The sequence below is a fragment of the Streptomyces sp. NPDC044719 genome (genome assembly GCF_056433405.1).
In genome coordinates, this window is sequence record NZ_JBWKHE010000003.1 from 344,464 (window position 1) to 364,248 (window position 19,785).

Here is a 19,785-nt window from a genome sequence, read left to right on the forward strand (position 1 = left end):
GTCCCAGTCATGTATGCGATCACGATTCCCGAACCCGGTGGGCCCGAGGCGCTGGTCTGGGACGAGGTCCCGGATCCCGTGCCCGGCGAGGGCGAGGTCCTGGTCGAGGTGACGGCCGGTGCCGTCAACCGGGCCGACATCCTGCAGCGGCAGGGCTTCTACGACCCGCCTCCCGGTACGCCCCCCTACCCCGGCCTGGAGTGCTCCGGGCGGATCGCCGGGATCGGCACCGGCGTCTCCGGCTGGAACGTCGGCGACGAGGTGTGCGCGCTGCTCTCCGGCGGCGGTTACGCCGAGAAGGTGGTGGTCCCGGCCGGACAGCTGCTGCCCGTGCCCGAGGGCGTCGGGCTGCGGCAGGCCGCGGCGCTGCCCGAGGTGACCTGCACCGTCTGGTCGAACGTCTTCATGATCGCCCACCTGCGCCCCGGCGAGACACTCCTCGTGCACGGCGGCTCCAGCGGCATCGGCACGATGGCGATCCAGCTCGCCAAGGCCGTCGGTGCCAGGGTCGCCGTCACGGCGGGCACCAAGGAGAAGCTGGACCGGTGCGCCGAACTGGGCGCCGACATCCTGGTCAACTACCGCGAGCAGGACTTCGTCGAGGAGGTCAGGAAGGCCACGGACGGGGCCGGTGCGGACGTCATCCTCGACAACATGGGCGCCAAGTACCTGGAGCGCAACGTCAAGGCCCTCGCCGTCAACGGCCGGCTCGCGATCATCGGCATGCAGGGCGGCGTCAAGGGCGAGCTGAACATCGGCGCGCTGCTCGCCAAGCGGGCGGCGATCAGCGCGACGTCCCTGCGGGCCCGGCCGCTCGAGGAGAAGGCGGCCATCGTCGCGGCCGTACGCGAACACGTGTGGCCCCTGTTCTCCGGCGGCCATCTGCGCCCGGTCATCGACCGCGAACTCCCCATGCGCGACGCAACCACCGCCCACCAGGTCGTGGAGGACAGCGGCCACATCGGCAAGGTACTGCTGATCGCCCCACAGGAGGTCTGAAACGGGCTTCGGACGCGGCATGTGAGAAGGCCCGGGACATGGCCGACCGCGTGACCTACGCGCGTCTCAGCCGCAGGCCGACGAATGCCAGGCCCAGGCCGAGGCCGATCAGCACCAGCCCGCTGCCCAGGGGCAGGATCCGCAGCACGGGCCCGACAGGCCGGTCGGCCTGTGCCGCGGCCTCGCGTACGGGGGGCTCCGTCGGTGCGGAGGGTACGGGGACGGCCTCCTCCTGGGACGCCTCGGGCAGGGCGGTGGCCTCACGGGCCTCCCGCTCCTCCTCGGCCCTCTCCGGCCGCCCCGGCCGGTCCCGCCCCTCACCGGCCCGGGTCCCGGCCCGCGAGGGCTCGCCGGGCGGCGACGGGACGAACGGCGCTGAGCGGGCGGAGGGGGCCGCGACGGACCCGACGGACCCGGCCCCCGTGTCGTACGCGAGGACGGAACCGTAGGCCTGAACAGCTCCGCAGGGTGAGACGACCGCGCCCGCCCCCAAGGCGACCACCAGTACGGTCGCCCGCAGTGCGCGTAGCCATGGAGTCACGTTGGTGACCCCCTCCCGCCGTGCCCGGTAGGGCATTCCCGGCAAGTTCGGTCATTTCAAGGCAATCAGCCTCACATTCCCGCGGACATCCGGCACTCCGGGTTCGGCCGACGGGTGTCACCCGTGAGGTGGAACCCCCTTCCGGGGAGCAACCCGGGCCCTGACCGATACGTCTGTCGAAACAGGGTGGATCAGCTTCCCGTGGGGGCACCACGGAGGTGAGGTGCAGGCGTGCGAGAGAATGGCGACATGGAGATGCCGAGAAACGAACGGTCGCCGGAGAGCCCGCAGATCCTGGTCGTGGGCCAGGACGGTATGGCGCTCGGTGGCGGCAGCGGAGACGAGGACTCCCGCGAGACCCCGGTCACGGAACAGGTGGAGCAACCCGCCAAGGTCATGCGGATCGGCAGCATGATCAAGCAGCTGCTCGAAGAAGTGCGCGTGGCGCCCCTGGACGAGGCCAGCCGGGTCCGGCTCAAGGACATCCACGCCAGCTCGGTGAAGGAGCTGGAGGACGGTCTGGCGCCCGAGCTGGTGGAGGAGCTGGAGCGGCTCTCCCTGCCCTTCACGGACGAGGCGACCCCCAGCGACGCGGAACTGCGCATCGCGCAGGCCCAGCTCGTCGGCTGGCTCGAGGGGCTCTTCCACGGGATCCAGACGACGCTGTTCGCCCAGCAGATGGCCGCCCGCGCCCAGCTGGAGCAGATGCGCCGCGCCCTCCCGCCGGGCGTCGGCCACGAGGGCCTCGACGACCAGCACCCTGGACCCCGTACCGGCGGACCGTACCTGTAGGTCCGGCACAGCCCCCCAACACACAGGGCCCCGCGGCCGAAGCCGCCGGGCCCTTCCTCTTGTCCGGAGCGTCCTGTCCGGAGCGTCTTGTCCGGAGCGTCAGGACGGCGGGTTGCCCGTCGAGACGTTGAGCTCGATGACCGGCATGTCGTCCGGGTCGACATCGGTGCCCTTGGACGGGAACTGGTTCATGACCGTGCCCTGGCCGTAGGTGTTCTCGTCCACGTTCTTGGTGCTGACCTGCCAGCCGGCCGCCTGGGCACAGGACTTGACCGACGTGATGTTCATGAACTTGAAGTCCGGGATCTGGATCTTGTCGGGGTCGTTGTACGACTCCTCCGGCTCCGTGCACTCCTCGGGGTCGATCGTCTTCGACGGGTCCGGCCCCCGGTAGCCGGGCTTCTTGGCCGCCGGGGCCGAGGCGCTCGCGCTGCTGCCCCCGCCGCCCTTGTCGTCCTCGCCGCCGCCGCTCATCAGCAGGGCCGCGACCAGTCCGCCGACCGCGACCACGGCCACGACGACCGAGCCGATGATCACCGGCTTGTTGCTCTTGCCGCCCTGCGAGGCGGGAGCGGTCTGGGGCGTGAGGTTGTACGGCGGCGGGGTCGACGGGCCCGGCTGTGGGGAGTAGGCGGCCGGGTGCGGCGTCTGGTAGCCGCCCTGCTGCGGATAGCCGTAGGCCGGAGACGGCGCGGCCGGGGCGGGGGTGCCGTACGGGTTCGGGGGCGGCGTCGGCTGGTACGGCGTCTGGACCTGGCCCGGGGTGGCCGGGTTCGCCTGGTCGACCGGCGGGAACACGGCCGAGCCGACGCCCGCGCCGCTCGGCGCCTGCGTGCCCGGGACGATGCTCGGCGGGGCGGCCTGGAAGGACGCCGCCACCCGCAGGCATTCGTCGCGCATGGTCTCGGAGCTGGGGAAACGCTCGTTCGGATTCTTCTTCAGCGCCCGGGCGATCAGCGCGTCCACGGCCGGCGGCAGCGCGCGGTTGATCGTGGACGGAACCGGCGGCTCCTCCTGGACGTGTGCATACGCGATGGCCAGCGGCGAGTCCGCCTCGAACGGCAGCCGCCCGGTGACGAGTTGGAACAGCATGATGCCGACCGAGTACAGGTCGGAGCGCGCGTCCACACCGCGGCCGAGGGCCTGTTCCGGCGAGAGGTACTGCGGGGTTCCGACGACCATGCCGGTCTGCGTCATCGACGTCACACCGGACTGCATGGCGCGGGCGATGCCGAAGTCCATGACCTTGACCACACCGCGCTTGGTCATCATCACGTTGCCCGGCTTGATGTCGCGGTGGACCAGGCCCATCTCGTGGCTGATCTCCAGCGCGGCCAGTACGTCCGCCGTGATCTTCAGCGCCTTGTCGGCGGGCATCGCGCCCTGCTGCCGTACGTCCTCGTCGAGGACCGAGCCGAGCGGGCGGCCCTCGACGTACTCCATGACGATGTACGGCGTCGTCATGCCGTCGAGGGTGTCCTCGCCGGTGTCGAAGACCGAGACGATGTTGGTGTGCGTGAGCTTGGCCACGGACTGGGCCTCGCGGCGGAACCGCTCGCGGAAAGCCTGCTCCCGGCCGAGCTCGGTGTGAAGTGTCTTGATCGCGACCTGCCGGTCGAGCACGCTGTCGTACGCCAGGTGCACCGAGGCCATGCCGCCCTGACCGAGGAGGTCACGCAGCTGATAGCGGCCACTGGCGAGCGCCCGCCCCGTGTACTGGCCCTGTGCGCCGTCCTGGCTCATGTTTCCGTGTCCCCCGTGGCTCCCCGAGGAGCTGCCGACTGCCGCTGATCCGTCTGATCCGTCGTTGATCCAAACCGCCATTCCCGGCCAAGTCTGCCCCAGGGCACGGACACGTCAAGCTCGGTGCCCGTTCCGTGACCGTACGCGAAAGAAGCGTCGCGGAAGCGTTACCGGGGACGTGCGGCCGGTACACAGAATTTGCACGAGAGTGCTGAGTAAAGGTTTCATGGCGCGTCCGTCCCGTGCCGGTCCTGGCACCCGTCTCGGACCGGCGGCTTGCGCGGAGGCTGTAGCGTGGCCGACGGAGACCGTAACAACACCGCGCGCACCGCGGGCAGAAACGACGGCGAGGACTGATGGCACAGCAGCAGCGCGCTCAGGGCCCGTCCGAACCCGAGGCGAGTGGCGGCGGCATGTCGGAGGCGCCGGAGGCCTGGGGTAACGGCGGCTTGGTCGGGGACGGCCGGTACCGGCTGACCCGCAGACTCGGCCGGGGTGGCATGGCCGAGGTGTTCGCGGCCGAGGACGTCCGTCTCGGACGCACCGTCGCTGTCAAGCTGCTCCGGTCCGACCTCGCCGAGGACCCGGTGTCCAAGGCGCGCTTCACGCGCGAGGCCCAGTCGGTGGCGGGCCTCAACCACCACGCGATCGTCGCCGTGTACGACTCCGGCGAGGACATCGTCGGCGGCCAGCCGCTCCCCTATATCGTCATGGAGCTGGTCGAGGGCCGCACCATCCGCGACCTGCTGCTGAACGCCGAGGCGCCGGGCCCCGAGCAGGCCCTGATCATCGTCTCGGGCGTCCTCGAGGCGCTCGCCTACTCGCACCAGCACGGCATCGTGCACCGCGACATCAAGCCCGCCAACGTCATCATCACGCACAACGGCGCTGTGAAGGTGATGGACTTCGGCATCGCCCGCGCCCTGCACGGCGCGCAGTCCACGATGACGCAGACCGGCATGGTCATGGGCACCCCGCAGTACCTGTCCCCGGAGCAGGCGCTCGGCAAGGCCGTCGACCACCGCTCCGACCTGTACGCCACGGGCTGCCTGCTCTACGAACTCCTCTCGCTGCGCCCGCCGTTCACCGGCGAGACCCCGCTGTCGGTGGTCTACCAGCACGTCCAGGACATCCCGACGCCGCCGTCCGAGGCCTCCGACGTCTGCCCGCCGGAGCTGGACGGCCTGGTCATGCGCTCCCTCGCCAAGGAGCCCGACGACCGCTTCCAGACGGCCGAGGAGATGCGCGGGCTGGTCCAGTACGCGCTCCAGATGCTCTACGACCAGGGCGGCCACACCGGCACCTGGAACACCGGCCCGGTCGACATGCACGAGGGCCGGCACACCCCGTCGGGCGGCTTCGCCCACACGGCCGTGATGGGCCACCCCGGTGATGTCTCCGGCACCGCCCAGATCCCCTCGCCGATACTTCCCGCCGGCTACGGCGGCGGGGACGACGGCGGCTTCGAGGGCCGCGGCAACAAGGGCAGCGGCCGCGGCAAGCTGTGGATCCTCGCCGTGCTCGCGGTGATCGCCGTTGCGGCGGGTGTCGCCCTGGCGCTGCAGAACACCGGCGGCGACACGAAGGACCCCGCCGACAAGAAGTCGCCGACCACCTCGCAGACGGAAGAGAAGAAGACCCCGAGCGAGACGCCGAGCGACGAGGTGACGGACGACGCACCGACCGACACGTCGACGGACGACGGCACCGGCACGAGCTCCGGCGGCGGCGGATGGACCCCGTCGTACACCCCGTCCTACACGCCGTCCCCGACCACTCCCGAGACGCCGACGGACCAGCCGACCACCGCGGAGCCGACCGGCGAGCCGACCGGCGAACCGACGGACGAGGAGCCCACGGACCCGGAGACACCGCCGGACGACACGGGCGGCACGGACGCGGGCACCACGAGCGGCGTCGTCGGCGGCGCGGAAGGCTGACCCGCAGAACGAAAAACGCACTACTCACGCGCGCGTGGGACCCGGAAAGGGGACCCACGCGCGCGTGGCGTTTTCGGCGCGCCGACAAGTTGACTCTTCCCGTGACCTGGGTCACCGGGTTAACGTGCGGTAGCTCCGGCCTCCTGCAAGGCTGTGACCAGGGCCCCTTCCCAGCCTTCCCGATTTACTTGGAAATCCAAGCAAAATCGCAGGTCAGATGGGGTTTCACAGAAATGTGGAGCACTGGGTAACGTGCTTGTTGCAGGGCGCTCGCCGGGGCACCTGTCACGCCTGTTCCGGCCGAGTGGCACCCACCCCGTGCCCGGTGGTCGAGAACAGGTGAGCCGCACTGGCCTACCGGCAACCCCGGGGGCCGGACCGACGGAGGAGCACACGTGACCGTGGAGAGCACTGCCGCGCGCACATCGCGACGCAGCGCCGGAAGCAAGGCCGGCACCACCGGCACCAAGGGCACCACCCGCACGCCTGCGAAGAAGGCGGCCGGCGCCAAGAAGGCCGCCGAGCCCCAGCTCGTACAGCTGCTGACGCCCGAGGGCAAGCGCGTCAAGAACGCCGAGTACGACAAGTACGTCGCCGGTGTCACCCCGGAAGAGCTCCGCGGCCTGTACCGCGACATGGTGCTCACCCGCCGCTTCGACGCAGAGGCCACCTCCCTGCAGCGCCAGGGCGAGCTGGGCCTGTGGGCCTCGCTGCTCGGCCAGGAGGCCGCCCAGATCGGCTCCGGCCGGGCCACCCGCGAGGACGACTACGTCTTCCCCACCTACCGCGAGCACGGCGTCGCCTGGTGCCGCGGGGTGGACCCGACCAATCTGCTCGGCATGTTCCGGGGTGTGAACAACGGCGGCTGGGACCCGAACAGCAACAACTTCCAGCTGTACACGATCGTCATCGGCTCCCAGACGCTGCACGCCACCGGCTACGCGATGGGCGTGGCCAAGGACGGCGCCGACAGCGCGGTGATCGCCTACTTCGGCGACGGCGCCTCCAGCCAGGGCGACGTGGCCGAGTCGTTCACCTTCTCCGCGGTCTACAACGCCCCGGTCGTGTTCTTCTGCCAGAACAACCAGTGGGCCATCTCCGAGCCGACCGAGAAGCAGTCCCGCGTGCCGATCTACCAGCGTGCCCAGGGCTTCGGCTTCCCGGGCGTCCGGGTGGACGGCAACGACGTGCTCGGCGTCCTCGCGGTCACCCGCTGGGCCCTGGAGCGGGCCCGTGCCGGCGAGGGCCCGACCCTCGTCGAGGCGTTCACCTACCGCATGGGCGCCCACACCACCTCCGACGACCCGACCCGCTACCGGGGCGACGAGGAGCGCCAGGCCTGGGAGGCCAAGGACCCGATCCTGCGCCTTCGCCGGTACCTGGAGGCCTCAAACCACGCGGACGAGGGATTCTTCGCGGAACTGGAGACCGAGTCCGAGGCGTTGGGCAAACGAGTGCGCGAGGCGGTCCGTGCCATGCCGGACCCGGACCACTTCGCGATCTTCGAGAACGTCTACGCGGACGGACACGCGCTCGTCGACGAGGAGCGCGCCCAGTTCGCCGCGTACCAGGCGTCGTTCGCCGATGAGGGGGGCAACTGACATGGCCGACAAGATGGCACTCGCCAAAGCGATCAACGAGTCGCTGCGCCACGCCCTGGAGGCCGACCCCAAGGTCCTGATCATGGGCGAGGACGTCGGCAAGCTCGGCGGCGTCTTCCGGGTGACGGACGGACTGCAGAAGGACTTCGGCGAAAGCCGCGTCATCGACACCCCGCTGGCCGAGTCGGGCATCGTCGGCACCGCGATCGGCCTGGCCCTGCGCGGCTACCGCCCGGTGGTGGAGATCCAGTTCGACGGCTTCGTCTTCCCGGCGTACGACCAGATCGTCACACAGCTCGCGAAGATGCACGCCCGCTCCCTGGGCAAGGTCAAGCTCCCGGTCGTCGTGCGCATCCCCTACGGCGGCGGCATCGGCGCGGTGGAGCACCACTCGGAGTCCCCCGAGGCGCTCTTCGCGCACGTGGCGGGCCTGAAGATCGTCAGCCCGTCCAACTCCTCGGACGCGTACTGGATGATGCAGCAGGCCATCCAGAGCGACGACCCGGTGATCTTCTTCGAGCCCAAGCGCCGCTACTGGGACAAGGCCGAGGTCAACACCGAGGCGATCCCGGGCCCGCTGCACAAGGCCCAGGTGGTCCGCGAGGGCACCGACCTCACCCTGGCCGCCTACGGCCCGATGGTGAAGCTCTGCCAGGAGGTCGCGGCCGCGGCCGCCGAGGAGGGCAGGAACCTGGAGGTCCTGGACCTGCGCTCGGTCTCCCCGCTCGACTTCGACTCGATCCAGACGTCGGTGGAGAAGACACGGCGCCTGGTCGTCGTGCACGAGGCCCCGGTGTTCTTCGGCTCGGGCGCGGAGATCGCCGCGCGGATCACGGAGCGCTGCTTCTACCACCTGGAGGCCCCGGTGCTCCGGGTCGGCGGCTACCACGCGCCGTACCCGCCGGCCCGCCTGGAGGAGGAGTACCTGCCGAACCTGGACCGGGTACTGGATGCCGTCGACCGCTCGCTGGCGTACTGAGGAGAGGGTCGTGACGACGATGACGGAAGCGTCCGTACGCGAGTTCAAGATGCCGGACGTGGGTGAGGGGCTCACCGAGGCCGAGATCCTCAAGTGGTTCGTCCAGCCCGGCGACACGGTCACCGACGGCCAGGTGGTGTGCGAGGTCGAGACGGCGAAGGCGGCCGTCGAGCTGCCCATCCCGTACGACGGTGTGGTCAGGGATCTGCACTTCCCCGAGGGCACCACGGTCGACGTGGGCACCTCGATCATCGCGGTCGACGTGAGCGGAGGGGCCGCACCCGAGCCCGCGCCCGCCGCCGAGCAGCCCGCGCTGTCCCGGCCCGCGGCTCCGCAGCCCGCCGAGGAGCCGAAGGCGGAGGGCTCGGGCCGCCAGCCGGTCCTGGTCGGCTACGGGGTGGCGGCCTCGTCCACCCGCCGTCGCCCCCGCAAGGGCCCGGAGGTCCCGGTCCAGCAGGCCTCGACGGCGATCCAGACGGAGCTGAACGGCCATGGTGGGACGGCCGCAGCCGCCGCCCCGGCGGCCCCCGCCGCCGCCCCCGCGGCCCCCGCCGCCGTCAAGGAACGCCCGCTGGCCAAGCCCCCGGTCCGCAAGCTGGCCAAGGACCTGGGCGTCGATCTGACGACGGTCGTCCCGACCGGCCCGGACGGCATCATCACCCGCGAGGACGTGCACGCGGCGGTGGCCCAGCCGCAGGCACCCCAGCCGACGGCCCCCGCGATCCCCGCGCCCGCCGCCCCGGCACCCGCGCCGGCGATGGTGTCGTACGACACGACCCGCGAGACCCGTATTCCGGTCAAGGGCGTCCGCAAGGCGACGGCGGCGGCGATGGTCGGCTCGGCGTTCACGGCGCCGCACGTCACGGAGTTCGTGACGGTCGACGTGACGCGCACGATGAAGCTGGTCGAGGAGCTCAAGGAGGACAAGGAGTTCGCGGGCCTGCGCGTGAACCCCCTCCTGCTGATCTCCAAGGCCCTGCTCGTCGCGATCAGGCGCAACCCGGACGTCAACGCGTCCTGGGACGAGGCCGCCCAGGAGATCGTGGTCAAGCACTACGTGAACCTGGGCATCGCGGCCGCGACCCCGCGCGGTCTGATCGTCCCGAACATCAAGGACGCCCACGCCAAGACGCTGCCGCAGCTGGCCGAGTCGCTGGGCGAGCTGGTGTCGACGGCCAGGGACGGCAAGACGTCCCCGGCGGCCATGCAGGGCGGCACGGTGACGATCACCAACGTCGGCGTCTTCGGCGTCGACACGGGCACGCCGATCCTCAACCCCGGCGAGTCCGCGATCCTCGCGGTCGGCGCGATCAAGCTCCAGCCGTGGGTCCACAAGGGCAAGGTGAAGCCCCGCCAGGTCACCACCCTGGCCCTGTCCTTCGACCACCGCCTGGTCGACGGCGAGCTCGGCTCGAAGGTCCTGGCGGACGTGGCGGCGATCCTGGAACAGCCGAAGCGTCTGATCACCTGGGCGTGAGCCGGCCACGGCGGCCCCCTGCCCTCGGGCGGGGGGCCGCCGGCGTTTCCGGAGTGTTGGCCGGCCGTATGCGAAGCGGCTACGAAGCTCCCCAGAGCCCGCCCAAATACCGCACAGTAAGCGGTTTAGCCGGACATACGATCACTCTCCATGCGCAACGCGATGGTGCTCAAGGCCCAGAGTTTCGTGAACTCCGTCTACGGCAGCCGTACCGGCACGACCGTGGAGGAGACCGGCGAGGCCGACTGGGCGACCATGTACGCCCTGACCCGTGCGCTGCAGTACGAGCTGGGCATCACGGCGCTGTCCGACAACTTCGGTCCCACGACGCTGGCCACACTGACCGCCAAGTACCCCGCGCTCGACGCGGACACGGTCCCCTCACCCGACTTCTGCCGCGTCATCCAGGCCGGGCTGTACTGCAAGGGGTACGACGGCGGCGACCTGGACGGCACATACGGAGCGCGGACCCGGGCGGCGGTCACGAAGCTGAAGACGGACATGGGCGTAGAACGGGCCCTGCCCGGTGCCGCCTTGACGCCCAAGGTGTTCAAGGCGCTGCTGACGATGGACTCGTACGTCCTCGGCGGCTCCGGCACCCGGCAGGTCCGTGATGTGCAGCGGTGGCTCAACGGCCGCTACCTCGGGCGGCAGGACTTCTTCGCCGTCGCCTGCGACGGGCGCGTGTCCCGGGACACGGCCAGGGCGCTGGTCCTCGGTGTGCAGTACGAGCTCGGCATGGCGGACGGCACCGCCAACGGCAACTTCGGCCCCGGCACCCAGTCGGCCCTGAGGTCGCACGCCGTGCGCCAGGGCGACCAGGGCGTCTACGTCCAGTTGTTCTCCGCCGGGATGGTCGTCAACGGGCGGCCCGTCGCCCTCACCGACAGCTTCGACTCCTATCTGGCCGCCGCCGTCCGGGCGTTCCAGAGCTTCGTCGCGCTCCCGGCCACGGGCGACGGCGACTTCGCCACCTTCGCCTCCCTGCTGGCGTCCTACGGCGACCAGTCGCGGCAGGGGAAGGCCTGCGACACGATCGCGAAGGTCACCCCGGAGCGCGCGGCGACACTCAAGGCGGCCGGCATCACCTACGTCGGCCGCTACCTCACCAATCCGAGCGCCACCTCCCTGCCCGAGAAGGCCATTCAGCCCGGCGAGCTCGCCACCATCGCCCGGCACGGCCTGCGCTGCTTCCCGATCTACCAGACCGTCAACAACGACGCCTCGGACTTCGACTACGTCGCCGGGCGGACGGCGGGCTACGCGGCGGTCAACGCCGCCCTGGACCACGGCTTCAGGAAGGGCACACGGATCTTCTTCGCGGTCGACTTCGACGCCATCGACGCCGAGATCACCGCGAGCGTCCTGCCCCACTTCAAGGGCATCAAGGAGGCGATGGCGGACTCCGGCCACCCGTACGAGATCGGCGTCTACGGCTCCCGCAACGTCTGTGCGCAGGTCGGGGCGGCCGGCTGCTCGACGGCGAGCTTCGTGGCCGACATGTCCCCGGGCTTCGACGGCAACGCCGGGCGCCCGCTGCCCGGCGACTGGGCCTACGACCAGTTCGTCATCCGCACCCTCGGCTCGGGCGACGGACAGCTCGAGGTGGACGTCGACATCGCCTCCGGACGGGACACCGGGCAGGGCGCGTTCGACCGGCCGCGGCCCGCCGTCCCGGACGTCGCCTTCGACACCCGCCAGGTGCCCGCCCTGCGGGCCGACCTCTCGCGGTACATGCGGTCGATCGGACGGCCGGACCTGGGCGGCATCGGGAGCGAAGCGCGGCTCTACACCAACGCCCAGGCCGTCGGCGCGATCCAGGACCAGGACGAGCTGATCACCGAGCTGTCGCACACGTACTCGATGCGCAAGGCGCTGATCCAGACGGTCGTCTACTGGGCCATGCGCGACTACAGCCTCGCCGACCAGGCCACCGACCAGCAGGTCGCCGACCACCACCTCACCGGCTCCGGCTCCGTCAAGGACTCGCCCACCGGCATCGGCGAGATCGGTGCGACCGACGCCATCCAGGCCTGGAACCACTGCATCGGCTGGGGCTACACCACCGGCGGCCGCCGCGACCCGGGCAAGGACGCCGATCTCTGGGCGGTGTGGCAACGGCTGAACAAGGACAACGCGTACAGCGTGCGCACCGCGGCCCTGATCCATCTGTGGGGCACCCGGGGCAGGCCCGGCGGTCAACTGCCGCCCGGTGACCGCGTCACCACCCCGAGGTCCATGCGCCTGGACCTCGCCGAGTTCGAGATCACCGAACTCCTGCGCCGCTACCGGGCCTGGGACCCCGACGTCGAGGCCCAGACGCACCGGAGCCTTGCCGTCTACCAGATCTTCGAGAAGTACAACAGCATCGCTCGCCACGCGTGAATCGCCGGAATGAGAGACCGTTGAAGCTCAACCTCCCCCACATCCCCAGCATCACCCGCAAAGGGCCCCGCCCGGCCGCCGCGCACCGCCGCGGTCTGTCCCGCCGTGCCCTGCTCGGCCGTATCGCCGCCGTCGGCGGTGCCGTGGGCGTCGCCGCCCTGCCCGTCTCGCACTTCCTGTCCCAGGCGTACGCCGACGCACACAACCCCATCCCGGCCCGCGTACGGGACGCTCTGCGCAGCGCGCAGGACCGGACCCGGCGCGTGCGGGCCGGTTCGCGCTCCCACAACGGCTGGGAGATGGAGAACGTCGCCGACGACGGCGGCACTGTCTACACCCGGCCCGTCCCCGGGACCCCGCTGAACGGCGTCGCGGTGCGGCTGGGCGATGTGGAGACCGTCCTGGTCCACCTGGTGCGCCGGTTCCACTACGAGGTCGACGCCCTGCGCCGGGGCGACGTCGTCGGCTGGCACGACCCGTCCGACGTCGGCAGGGGCCGGCCGGAGTCCAACCTGGCGTCGGGCACGGCGGTACGGATCCGGCCGGGCTTCTACCCGCGCGGTGCCCGGGGCGGCTTCTTCCCGTGGCAGGAGGTCGTGATCCGCGACATCCTCGCCGAGCTCGACGGCGTCGTCCGCTGGGGCGGCGACGACCGAACGCCCGACGAGTCGCTGTTCTGCGTCGACGTACGGCCCGGCGACCAGCGGCTGGCCCGGGTCGCGGCACGGATCCGCGGCTGGGGGCTGGAGCCGGGAGCCGGGGCGGGCTCGCCCGTGAACGTGCTGGCCGGCGGGCGGCGCAAGGCGGCCCGGGAGCTGGAGCGTCGCCAGCGGTCGGCTGCCTGACGTACGTGGACATGCGAAGGGGGGCTCACCGCCGACGGCGGCGAGCCCCCCTTTAGTGGTGCCTGTCCTGCCTTGTCCTACTTGGCGAAGCCGTAGTTCAGCAGCTTCGTCGCGTCCGACTTGCGGGTGGGCCCGTCGGTCGAGGCGAGAACCGTGCCGATGACCGTCTTGCCGTTCCGCGTGGCCGCGAAGACCAGGCAGTACTTGGCCTCCGGGCCGGAACCGGTCTTCACGCCGATCGCGCCGGTGTAGCTCGCGAGCAGCGGGTTGGTGTTCTCCCACGCGGCCATCGTCCGCGTGCCGCCGGACTTCGTGGTCGTCTTCGCCGTGTACTTCTTCGTCTTGACGACCGTGCGGAACGTGGAGTTCTTCATGGCGTTGCTGGCGAGCTTCGTCAGGTCGCGCGGCGTGGAGTAGTTGCTGCCCTTGCCGATGCCGTCGAACGAGTCGAAGTGGGTGTTCTTCAGACCCAGGTTCTTGGCGGTCGTGTTCATCTTGCCGATGAACGACTTCACGCGCGCCGCCCGCGTCGAGCCCGAGCCGAACTTGTCGGCGAGCGCGTACGCCGCGTCGCAGCCGGACGGCAGCATCAGCCCGTACAGCAGCTGGCGGACGGTGACCTTGTCGCCGACGATCAGCTTGGCGTTCGACGCCCAGTTGTTGTCGACGATGTAGTCGCTGTACGCCTTCTGGATCGTGACCTTGCTGTCCAGGTTGAGGTTCGACTGCTTCAGCACCACCAGAGCGGTCATGATCTTGGTGGTCGAGCCGGTCGAGCGGCGCGTGTCGGCAGCCTTGGTGTAGAGCGACTTGCCGGTCGCGTTGTTCATCACGTAGCCGCCCTTGGCGACGATCGTGGGCGCCGTGGCGGCCTGCGCCGGCGCAACGGTGAGGGCTCCGGTCGCGAGCATGGCGCCGGTGGTGACGGCGACGGCCGCGGCTCTACGGAGACGGGTGCCCTTAATGCCGGTTATCAAGTGAAGTACCCCGATTGCGTTGAATGCCCCAGGCGTGCGGCCGAATTGAGGACGAGGGGAAGGGGGCCGCACGTGTCTGACTTGTAACTAGCACAGTTGGTTGTGCCGTTGCCGAGGGGGACCCGCTCTTTGCCACAGACGTGTGACATTGGAGGCCGGGTGAGTCCGCATCCTGGACGGATACATCCATGCGTACCTGATGTATCTATGCTGTCGGCATGACCTTGGCCGTGAAGCACCCTCCCGCCGCCGACCGTGTGTACACCCACGTCAAGCAGGGCGTCCTGGAGCGCCGCTACGAGGGCGGGACCCTGCTCACCGAGGGCGAACTCGCCGAGGCCGTCGGCGTCTCCCGCACACCGGTGCGCGAGGCGCTGCTCCGGCTGGAGGTCGAGGGGCTCATCAGGCTCTACCCGAAAAAGGGAGCCCTCGTGCTGCCCGTCTCCGCGCAGGAGATCGCCGACGTCGTGGAGACCCGGTTGCTCGTCGAGGAGCATGCGGCGCGCAAGGCCGTGCCCGCGCCCCCCGGGCTCATCGAGCGCCTCGAAGCGCTCCTCGCCCGGCAGAAGGAGCAGGCCGCCGCCGGAGACCTGGCCGCGGCCGCCGTCACCGACCGCTGCTTCCACGCCGAGATCGTCCGCAGCGGCGGCAACGAGATCCTCTCCCGCCTCTACGACCAGCTGCGCGACCGCCAGCTCCGCATGGGCGTCGCCGTCCTGCACTCCCACCCCGACCGGATCGCCAAGACCCTCACCGAACACGAGGAGATCCTCGAGGCGCTGCGCTCCGGGGACGCCGAGGCGGCCGTCGGGCTCGTCCACCGGCACGTCGGCTGGTTCTCGCACCTGGCGCGGGGGGAGGTCCGATGAGCGCCGGCATACTGCCGGGCGATCCACCGGGAGGCCGCCGGGCCCTGGCCGTCTGGGGCACGGGCGTCTCGGTCTACTTCGTCGCGGTCATCTTCCGCACGTCCCTGGGCGTGGCCGGCCTCGACGCCGCCGACCGCTTCCACGTCAACGCCTCGGCCCTGTCCACCTTCTCCATCCTCCAGCTGCTGGTCTACGCCGGCATGCAGATACCCGTCGGCCTGCTCGTCGACCGGCTCGGCACCAAGAAGGTGCTGGCGCTCGGGGCGGTGCTGTTCACGGCCGGGCAGCTCGGTTTCGCGTTCTCCCCGTCGTACGGCATGGCGCTCGCCTCCCGGGCGCTGCTCGGCTGCGGTGACGCGCTGACGTTCATCAGCGTGCTGCGGCTGGGCACCCGGTGGTTCCCGGCCCGGCGCGGGCCGCTCGTCGCCCAGTTCGCGGGCCTGGTGGGCATGGCGGGCAACCTCGTCTCCACGCTCGTCCTGGCCCGGCTGCTGCACGGCATCGGCTGGACGGCGGCGTTCGCGGGCAGCGCGGCCGCCGGGGCCGTGGTGCTCGTGCTGGTGCTGCTGTTCCTGAAGGACCACCCGGAGGGCCACGAGCCGGAGCCGCTCCCGCACCAGGGCGCGGCCTACGTACGCCGGCAGATCGCCGCCTCCTGGCGGGAGCCGGGCACCCGGCTCGGGATGTGGGTGCACTTCACGACCCAGTTCCCGGCCATGGTCTTCCTGCTGCTGTGGGGCATGCCGTTCCTGGTCGAGGCACAGGGGCTGTCCCGCGCCACAGCCGGTGAACTCCTCACGCTCGTCGTGCTGTCGAACATGGGCGTCGGCATGGTCTACGGCCAGATCGTCGCCCGGCACCACGAGGCGCGGCTGCCCATCGCGCTCGGCACGGTCGGCACGACGGCGGCCCTGTGGGCGGCGACACTGGCCTACCCCGGCGAGCATGCCCCGATGTGGCTGCTGATCGTGCTGTGCACGGTCCTCGGGGCGTGCGGTCCCGCGTCGATGATCGGCTTCGACTTCGCCCGCCCGGCGAACCCGCCCGAGCGGCAGGGCACGGCCTCCGGCATCACCAACATGGGCGGCTTCGTGGCCTCCATGACCACGCTGTTCGCCGTCGGTGTCCTGCTGGACGCCACCGGCGACGACTACGGCATCGCCTTCTCGGCGGTGTTCGTGCTCCAGGCCCTCGGGGTCACCCAGATCCTGCGCCTGCGCAAGCGCGCCATCCGGCGCGAGCGGGAACGCCTGGTGGCGAGCCGGGTCGAGACGGTGCACGTCCCGGCATGACGGGTCTCAGGCGGTCGGTACGAGCGTGAGGTAGGCCAGCCCCAGGACGCCGCGGTACGTCAGCCACCGGGCGCGGTGCCGGTCCGCGCGCTCCCTGGTCTCCGCCGCGAGCGGGTGCCCGGGGTGCTCGGCGAGCCACACCTCGACGTCCGCCAGGTACGCCGATTCGAACTCCTCCCACTCGTCGAGGCTCGCGGTCTCCGTCCACTCCGGCCTGAAACCGGCCTCGATCGCCAGGTCCACGAGGGTCGCGAGGTCGTGGTGGTCGGTGACGGCTGCGTCCGGCCACATGCCGGACAGCTCGGCCGGGGTCGGGGTGCGCTGCCAGAACCCTTCGCCGAGCAGGACACGGCCGCCGTCGGTGACGAGCCGGCGGAGTTCGGCCAGGGCCTTGGGGAGGTGGTCGTCGAGGGCTTGGCTCGCGCCGAGGCACAGGACGAGGTCGGCCGGCCCGTGGCCGGTTCCGGTGGCGGACTCCTCGAGGAAACGGGCCCGGTCCGTGAGGTGCCGTCGTTCCGCGGCTTGCCGGCCGCGGGACAGGTCCTCGGCGTCGAGGTCGATACCGAGGCCGGTGGCCTCCGGTGTGGCTTCCAGGACGCGCAGCATGAGTTCGCCTCGACCGCAGCCGATGTCCAGCACGGTGGTGGGGGTGTTGCCGGCGAGCCGTTGTACGAGGCGGTCTGCTCGGGCCTCGGACAACGGGCCGTGGAAGGTGAGGCGGGTGCGGTGGGGTGGGGTCATGCCAGGGGACGCTACGGGTGAGGGTGGGGCAGCGGCATGGGGTTTTCGGGCCCTGGGTGTCGGTGCTGGGGCCGGGTGGGTGCGCAGCTCGGCGCGACGAGGTGCCGCTGCGCCCACCCGTGCCGCCCCTAGCGGCACGCATGCCCGCAGCTACGGGCGGAAGCGTGCCCCGCAGCTGGGGGGCTCCTACTGCGTCACCGTGAAGTTGCGGAGGATCGCCGATGTCAGGTCCGGGTCGCCCTCCGTCTTCAGCCGGTCGGAGACCGCCTCCGGGGTCACGCGGCCGCAGGCCAGGCGGACGTAGGTCTCCCAGTCGAGGGTGAGGGTCGCGGCGGGGCCGAGGGCGGGGGCCGTTTCGAGGGTGCCGCGGCCCTGGATGTCGACGCGGATCGTGCGCAGGAACTCGATGGGGCCGTGCACGTCGAAGACGACGGCCGAGCTGCGCGGAGCCTCGGCGTTCTCGGCGACCACGCGCGGGAGTTCGGAGAGCAGTACGTCACGGGCGACGTGCGCGCCGGGGGAGTCGAGGTTGCCGGGCCGGCCGAGGGCCGTGCGCAGGTCCTGCTCGTGCACCCACACGTCGAAGGCGTGCCGGCGCATGGACTCCTCGAGGGTCTGCTCCGTGCCGAGCGGACCGCGCACCTTCGTGCCCGGGTCACGCGACTCGTTCCGCAGCTGGCGGTTGCGGCGGATGATCACGTACTCCAGCTCGGAGGTCATCTCCGGGGCCGTGTGGTGGCGGCGGACGTCGACCTGCATCTCCATGTAGCGCTGGTGGTCGTTCGTCACGTGGAAGAGGTCGCGCGGCAGCGTGTGGATGGGGCGCGGGTCGCCGAGCATCTCGCAGTCCAGGCCGATGACATGGGAGACCACGTCCCGCACCGACCACCCGGGGCACGGCGTCCGCCGGTTCCACTCGGCCTCCGCGAGCTTCTGGAGCAGCTCGGATATCGCATCGATGGAGTGGGTCCAGGCGTCGGCGTAGGGCTGGAGGGTGGGATGCAGACTCACGGAACGGGACCCCTCGGCGGTCGGTGCACGGGCAGGTGGTGGCGGCGTTGCCAGTGGGAGGTGGCGGCTGTCGGCGGGTGTCTTGGCAGCTAAGTTACGCTGCTGTGAGGCACCCCGGCAGTGCTTTCGTGTGACGATCGTAGGCCCGGGGGGAAGCCCATGTGGACGGGTCGAATGCCAGGACGGTGGTAGTGTGCGCGCCTCTGTGATCCAGATCGCCGTAGATGAGGGCGAATCGGTCGAATCGCGCCGACGGCGGATGGCGTCGCTCGTCCGGGAGCAGGCGGGTGCCGATCTCGTCGTCCTGCCGGAGCTGTGGACCACGGGCGCGTTCGCCTACGAGGAGTTCGGGCGCGAGGCCGAGCCGCTCGAAGGGCCGACGTACGAGGCGATGGCGAAGGCCGCGAGCGACGCGGGCGTGTGGCTGCACGCGGGATCCATCCCGGAACGGGACCCCGACGGACCGCTCTACAACACCTCCCTCGTCTTCTCCCCCTCCGGCGATCTGGCCGCCGCCTACCGCAAGATCCACCGCTTCGGCTTCGACAAGGGCGAGGCCGTGCTGATGGGCGCGGGTGCCGAGCTGGTGACCGTGCGTCTGCCGGAGACCGTCCTGGGTCTGAGCACCTGCTACGACCTCCGTTTCCCCGAACTCTTCCGCGGTCTCGTCGACGCCGGTGCCGAGACGCTCGTGGTGTCGGCGGGCTGGCCGGAGCGCCGACGGTCCCACTGGACGCTGCTGGCCCAGGCGCGGGCCGTCGAGAACCAGTCGTTCGTCGTCGCGTGTGGAACGGCCGGGACGCACGCCGGAGTTCCACAGGCCGGTCACTCGATCGTGGTCGATCCCTGGGGCGAGGTGCTGGCCCGGGCCGGCGCCGGCGAGGAGGTCCTCACGGTGGAGTTCGACCCGGGGAAGGTCGCGACGACGCGGGAGCAGTTCCCGGCGCTGAAGGACCGGCTGCTGGGACTGGAGCCCCCGCGCAGGCCCTGAGCCCTGAGGGCGAGGACACGGGATCGGGCGGCTCAGTCCTCCCGCTCCTTCTCCGCCAGGTGGATGACACACACCGCCACGGCGATCAGCAGCGCCGGATCGGCGTCCTCGCGGACGACGTCCACGCCGTACGTGTCCCGCAGGGTCAGCCAGCGGCGGGAGATCACCGCCAGCAGTTCCCCGTCGTACTCGACGGCGAACTCCCGGTCGAGGATCTTGCCGCTGACGTCCAGTTCGTTGCCGTCGGCCAGGGACACCCGGTAGTGGTTGCGCAGCAGGGACAGCCGTTTCCTGCGGATCGTCGCCAGCGGCTCCCCGGACCGCTGGAGCACCATCGTGTCGCGCAGGGCGAGCATCTTCTGGTGGATGTCGACGAGGACGCGCCCCTGGGTGTCCTTCAGCTCCCAGGTGTCCCGCAGCCGCAGGGCCTTGCCGTCGACGAGGAACACCTTGCTGCCGTGGTCGTCCTCGATCCAGTAGTCGTCACCGAAGCCGAGGAGCCGGTCGTACACGAGGAATCTCATGAGACCAGGGCTTCCCCGCGGCCGCCTCCGAAACGCCGTCTATAGGCCGACGGGCTGAGCGGAGCCCGGCAGCACGCT

The 19,785-nt window shown here is 70.9% G+C and carries 17 protein-coding genes; 11 read left to right on the forward strand and 6 right to left on the reverse strand.

Going from position 1 to position 19,785, the window contains the following annotated elements:
• Positions 1-9 precede the first annotated feature (9 nt).
• The gene (locus AC07DF_RS13115; RefSeq protein ID WP_478970011.1) at positions 10-999 is read left to right on the forward strand and encodes an NAD(P)H-quinone oxidoreductase; all 990 of its coding nucleotides are present in this window, start codon (positions 10-12) and stop codon (positions 997-999) included.
• A gap of 55 nt (positions 1,000-1,054) precedes the next feature.
• Here AC07DF_RS13115 and AC07DF_RS13120 read toward each other — a convergent pair whose 3' ends face one another.
• Positions 1,055-1,540: a hypothetical protein gene (locus AC07DF_RS13120; protein WP_478970013.1), complete on the reverse strand. Its 486-nt coding sequence runs from the start codon at positions 1,538-1,540 to the stop codon at positions 1,055-1,057.
• A gap of 249 nt (positions 1,541-1,789) precedes the next feature.
• Between AC07DF_RS13120 and AC07DF_RS13125 the strand changes: the two genes are divergently transcribed.
• Entirely contained in the window at positions 1,790-2,332 is a 543-nt protein-coding gene (locus AC07DF_RS13125; RefSeq protein WP_478970015.1) for a bacterial proteasome activator family protein, read from the forward strand.
• A gap of 99 nt (positions 2,333-2,431) precedes the next feature.
• Here the strand turns inward: AC07DF_RS13125 and AC07DF_RS13130 are convergent, their stop codons facing one another.
• A complete protein-coding gene (locus tag AC07DF_RS13130; protein WP_478970017.1) occupies positions 2,432-4,075 on the reverse strand; it encodes a Stk1 family PASTA domain-containing Ser/Thr kinase in 1,644 nt (547 codons plus the stop codon).
• 356 nt (positions 4,076-4,431) lie between these two features.
• On the opposite strand from AC07DF_RS13130, the gene AC07DF_RS13135 reads away from it, so the two are divergent.
• From AC07DF_RS13135 to AC07DF_RS13160, 6 genes are all read left to right on the forward strand, one after another.
• Positions 4,432-6,015, forward strand: coding sequence for a protein kinase domain-containing protein (locus AC07DF_RS13135; protein WP_478970019.1), 1,584 nt, complete (start codon positions 4,432-4,434; stop codon positions 6,013-6,015).
• Between the two features lie 395 nt (positions 6,016-6,410).
• Entirely contained in the window at positions 6,411-7,616 is a 1,206-nt protein-coding gene (gene pdhA / locus AC07DF_RS13140; protein ID WP_478970021.1) for a pyruvate dehydrogenase (acetyl-transferring) E1 component subunit alpha, read from the forward strand.
• Position 7,617: 1 nt separating this feature from the next.
• Positions 7,618-8,595 (forward strand): alpha-ketoacid dehydrogenase subunit beta, encoded by a 978-nt coding sequence (locus AC07DF_RS13145; protein ID WP_478970023.1) that lies wholly within the window; start codon positions 7,618-7,620, stop codon positions 8,593-8,595.
• 10 nt (positions 8,596-8,605) lie between these two features.
• On the forward strand, positions 8,606-10,072 hold the full coding sequence (locus AC07DF_RS13150) for a dihydrolipoamide acetyltransferase family protein (protein ID WP_478970025.1): 1,467 nt from the start codon (positions 8,606-8,608) through the stop codon (positions 10,070-10,072).
• 150 nt (positions 10,073-10,222) lie between these two features.
• Positions 10,223-12,457, forward strand: coding sequence for a glycoside hydrolase domain-containing protein (locus AC07DF_RS13155; RefSeq protein ID WP_478970027.1), 2,235 nt, complete (start codon positions 10,223-10,225; stop codon positions 12,455-12,457).
• 20 nt (positions 12,458-12,477) lie between these two features.
• Positions 12,478-13,302: a twin-arginine translocation signal domain-containing protein gene (locus AC07DF_RS13160; protein WP_478970029.1), complete on the forward strand. Its 825-nt coding sequence runs from the start codon at positions 12,478-12,480 to the stop codon at positions 13,300-13,302.
• A 77-nt stretch (positions 13,303-13,379) separates the two neighbouring features.
• Here AC07DF_RS13160 and AC07DF_RS13165 read toward each other — a convergent pair whose 3' ends face one another.
• Entirely contained in the window at positions 13,380-14,279 is a 900-nt protein-coding gene (locus tag AC07DF_RS13165; RefSeq protein WP_468198668.1) for a D-alanyl-D-alanine carboxypeptidase family protein, read from the reverse strand.
• Positions 14,280-14,497: 218 nt separating this feature from the next.
• Here AC07DF_RS13165 and AC07DF_RS13170 point away from each other — a divergent pair, with 218 nt between their 5' ends.
• Both AC07DF_RS13170 and AC07DF_RS13175 read left to right on the forward strand, forming a co-directional pair.
• A complete protein-coding gene (locus AC07DF_RS13170; protein ID WP_399022017.1) occupies positions 14,498-15,148 on the forward strand; it encodes a GntR family transcriptional regulator in 651 nt (216 codons plus the stop codon).
• Positions 15,145-16,440: an MFS transporter gene (locus tag AC07DF_RS13175; RefSeq protein WP_478970032.1), complete on the forward strand. Its 1,296-nt coding sequence runs from the start codon at positions 15,145-15,147 to the stop codon at positions 16,438-16,440. Before AC07DF_RS13170 ends, AC07DF_RS13175 begins: the two co-directional genes overlap by 4 nt.
• A gap of 6 nt (positions 16,441-16,446) precedes the next feature.
• On the opposite strand, the gene AC07DF_RS13180 is transcribed toward AC07DF_RS13175, so the two are convergent.
• Both AC07DF_RS13180 and AC07DF_RS13185 read right to left on the reverse strand, forming a co-directional pair.
• Positions 16,447-17,181 (reverse strand): methyltransferase, encoded by a 735-nt coding sequence (locus AC07DF_RS13180; protein ID WP_478970034.1) that lies wholly within the window; start codon positions 17,179-17,181, stop codon positions 16,447-16,449.
• A gap of 186 nt (positions 17,182-17,367) precedes the next feature.
• Positions 17,368-18,192 carry a maleylpyruvate isomerase family mycothiol-dependent enzyme gene (locus tag AC07DF_RS13185; RefSeq protein WP_478970036.1) on the reverse strand — a complete coding sequence of 275 codons (825 nt, stop codon included), beginning with the start codon at positions 18,190-18,192 and terminating at the stop codon, positions 17,368-17,370.
• Positions 18,193-18,385: 193 nt separating this feature from the next.
• Between AC07DF_RS13185 and AC07DF_RS13190 the strand changes: the two genes are divergently transcribed.
• Positions 18,386-19,183: a carbon-nitrogen family hydrolase gene (locus AC07DF_RS13190; RefSeq protein WP_478970038.1), complete on the forward strand. Its 798-nt coding sequence runs from the start codon at positions 18,386-18,388 to the stop codon at positions 19,181-19,183.
• 32 nt (positions 19,184-19,215) lie between these two features.
• Here AC07DF_RS13190 and AC07DF_RS13195 read toward each other — a convergent pair whose 3' ends face one another.
• Positions 19,216-19,707, reverse strand: a complete 492-nt coding sequence (locus AC07DF_RS13195; RefSeq protein WP_184848038.1) for an LURP-one-related/scramblase family protein — start codon at positions 19,705-19,707, stop codon at positions 19,216-19,218.
• Between the last annotated feature and the right edge of the window lie 78 nt (positions 19,708-19,785).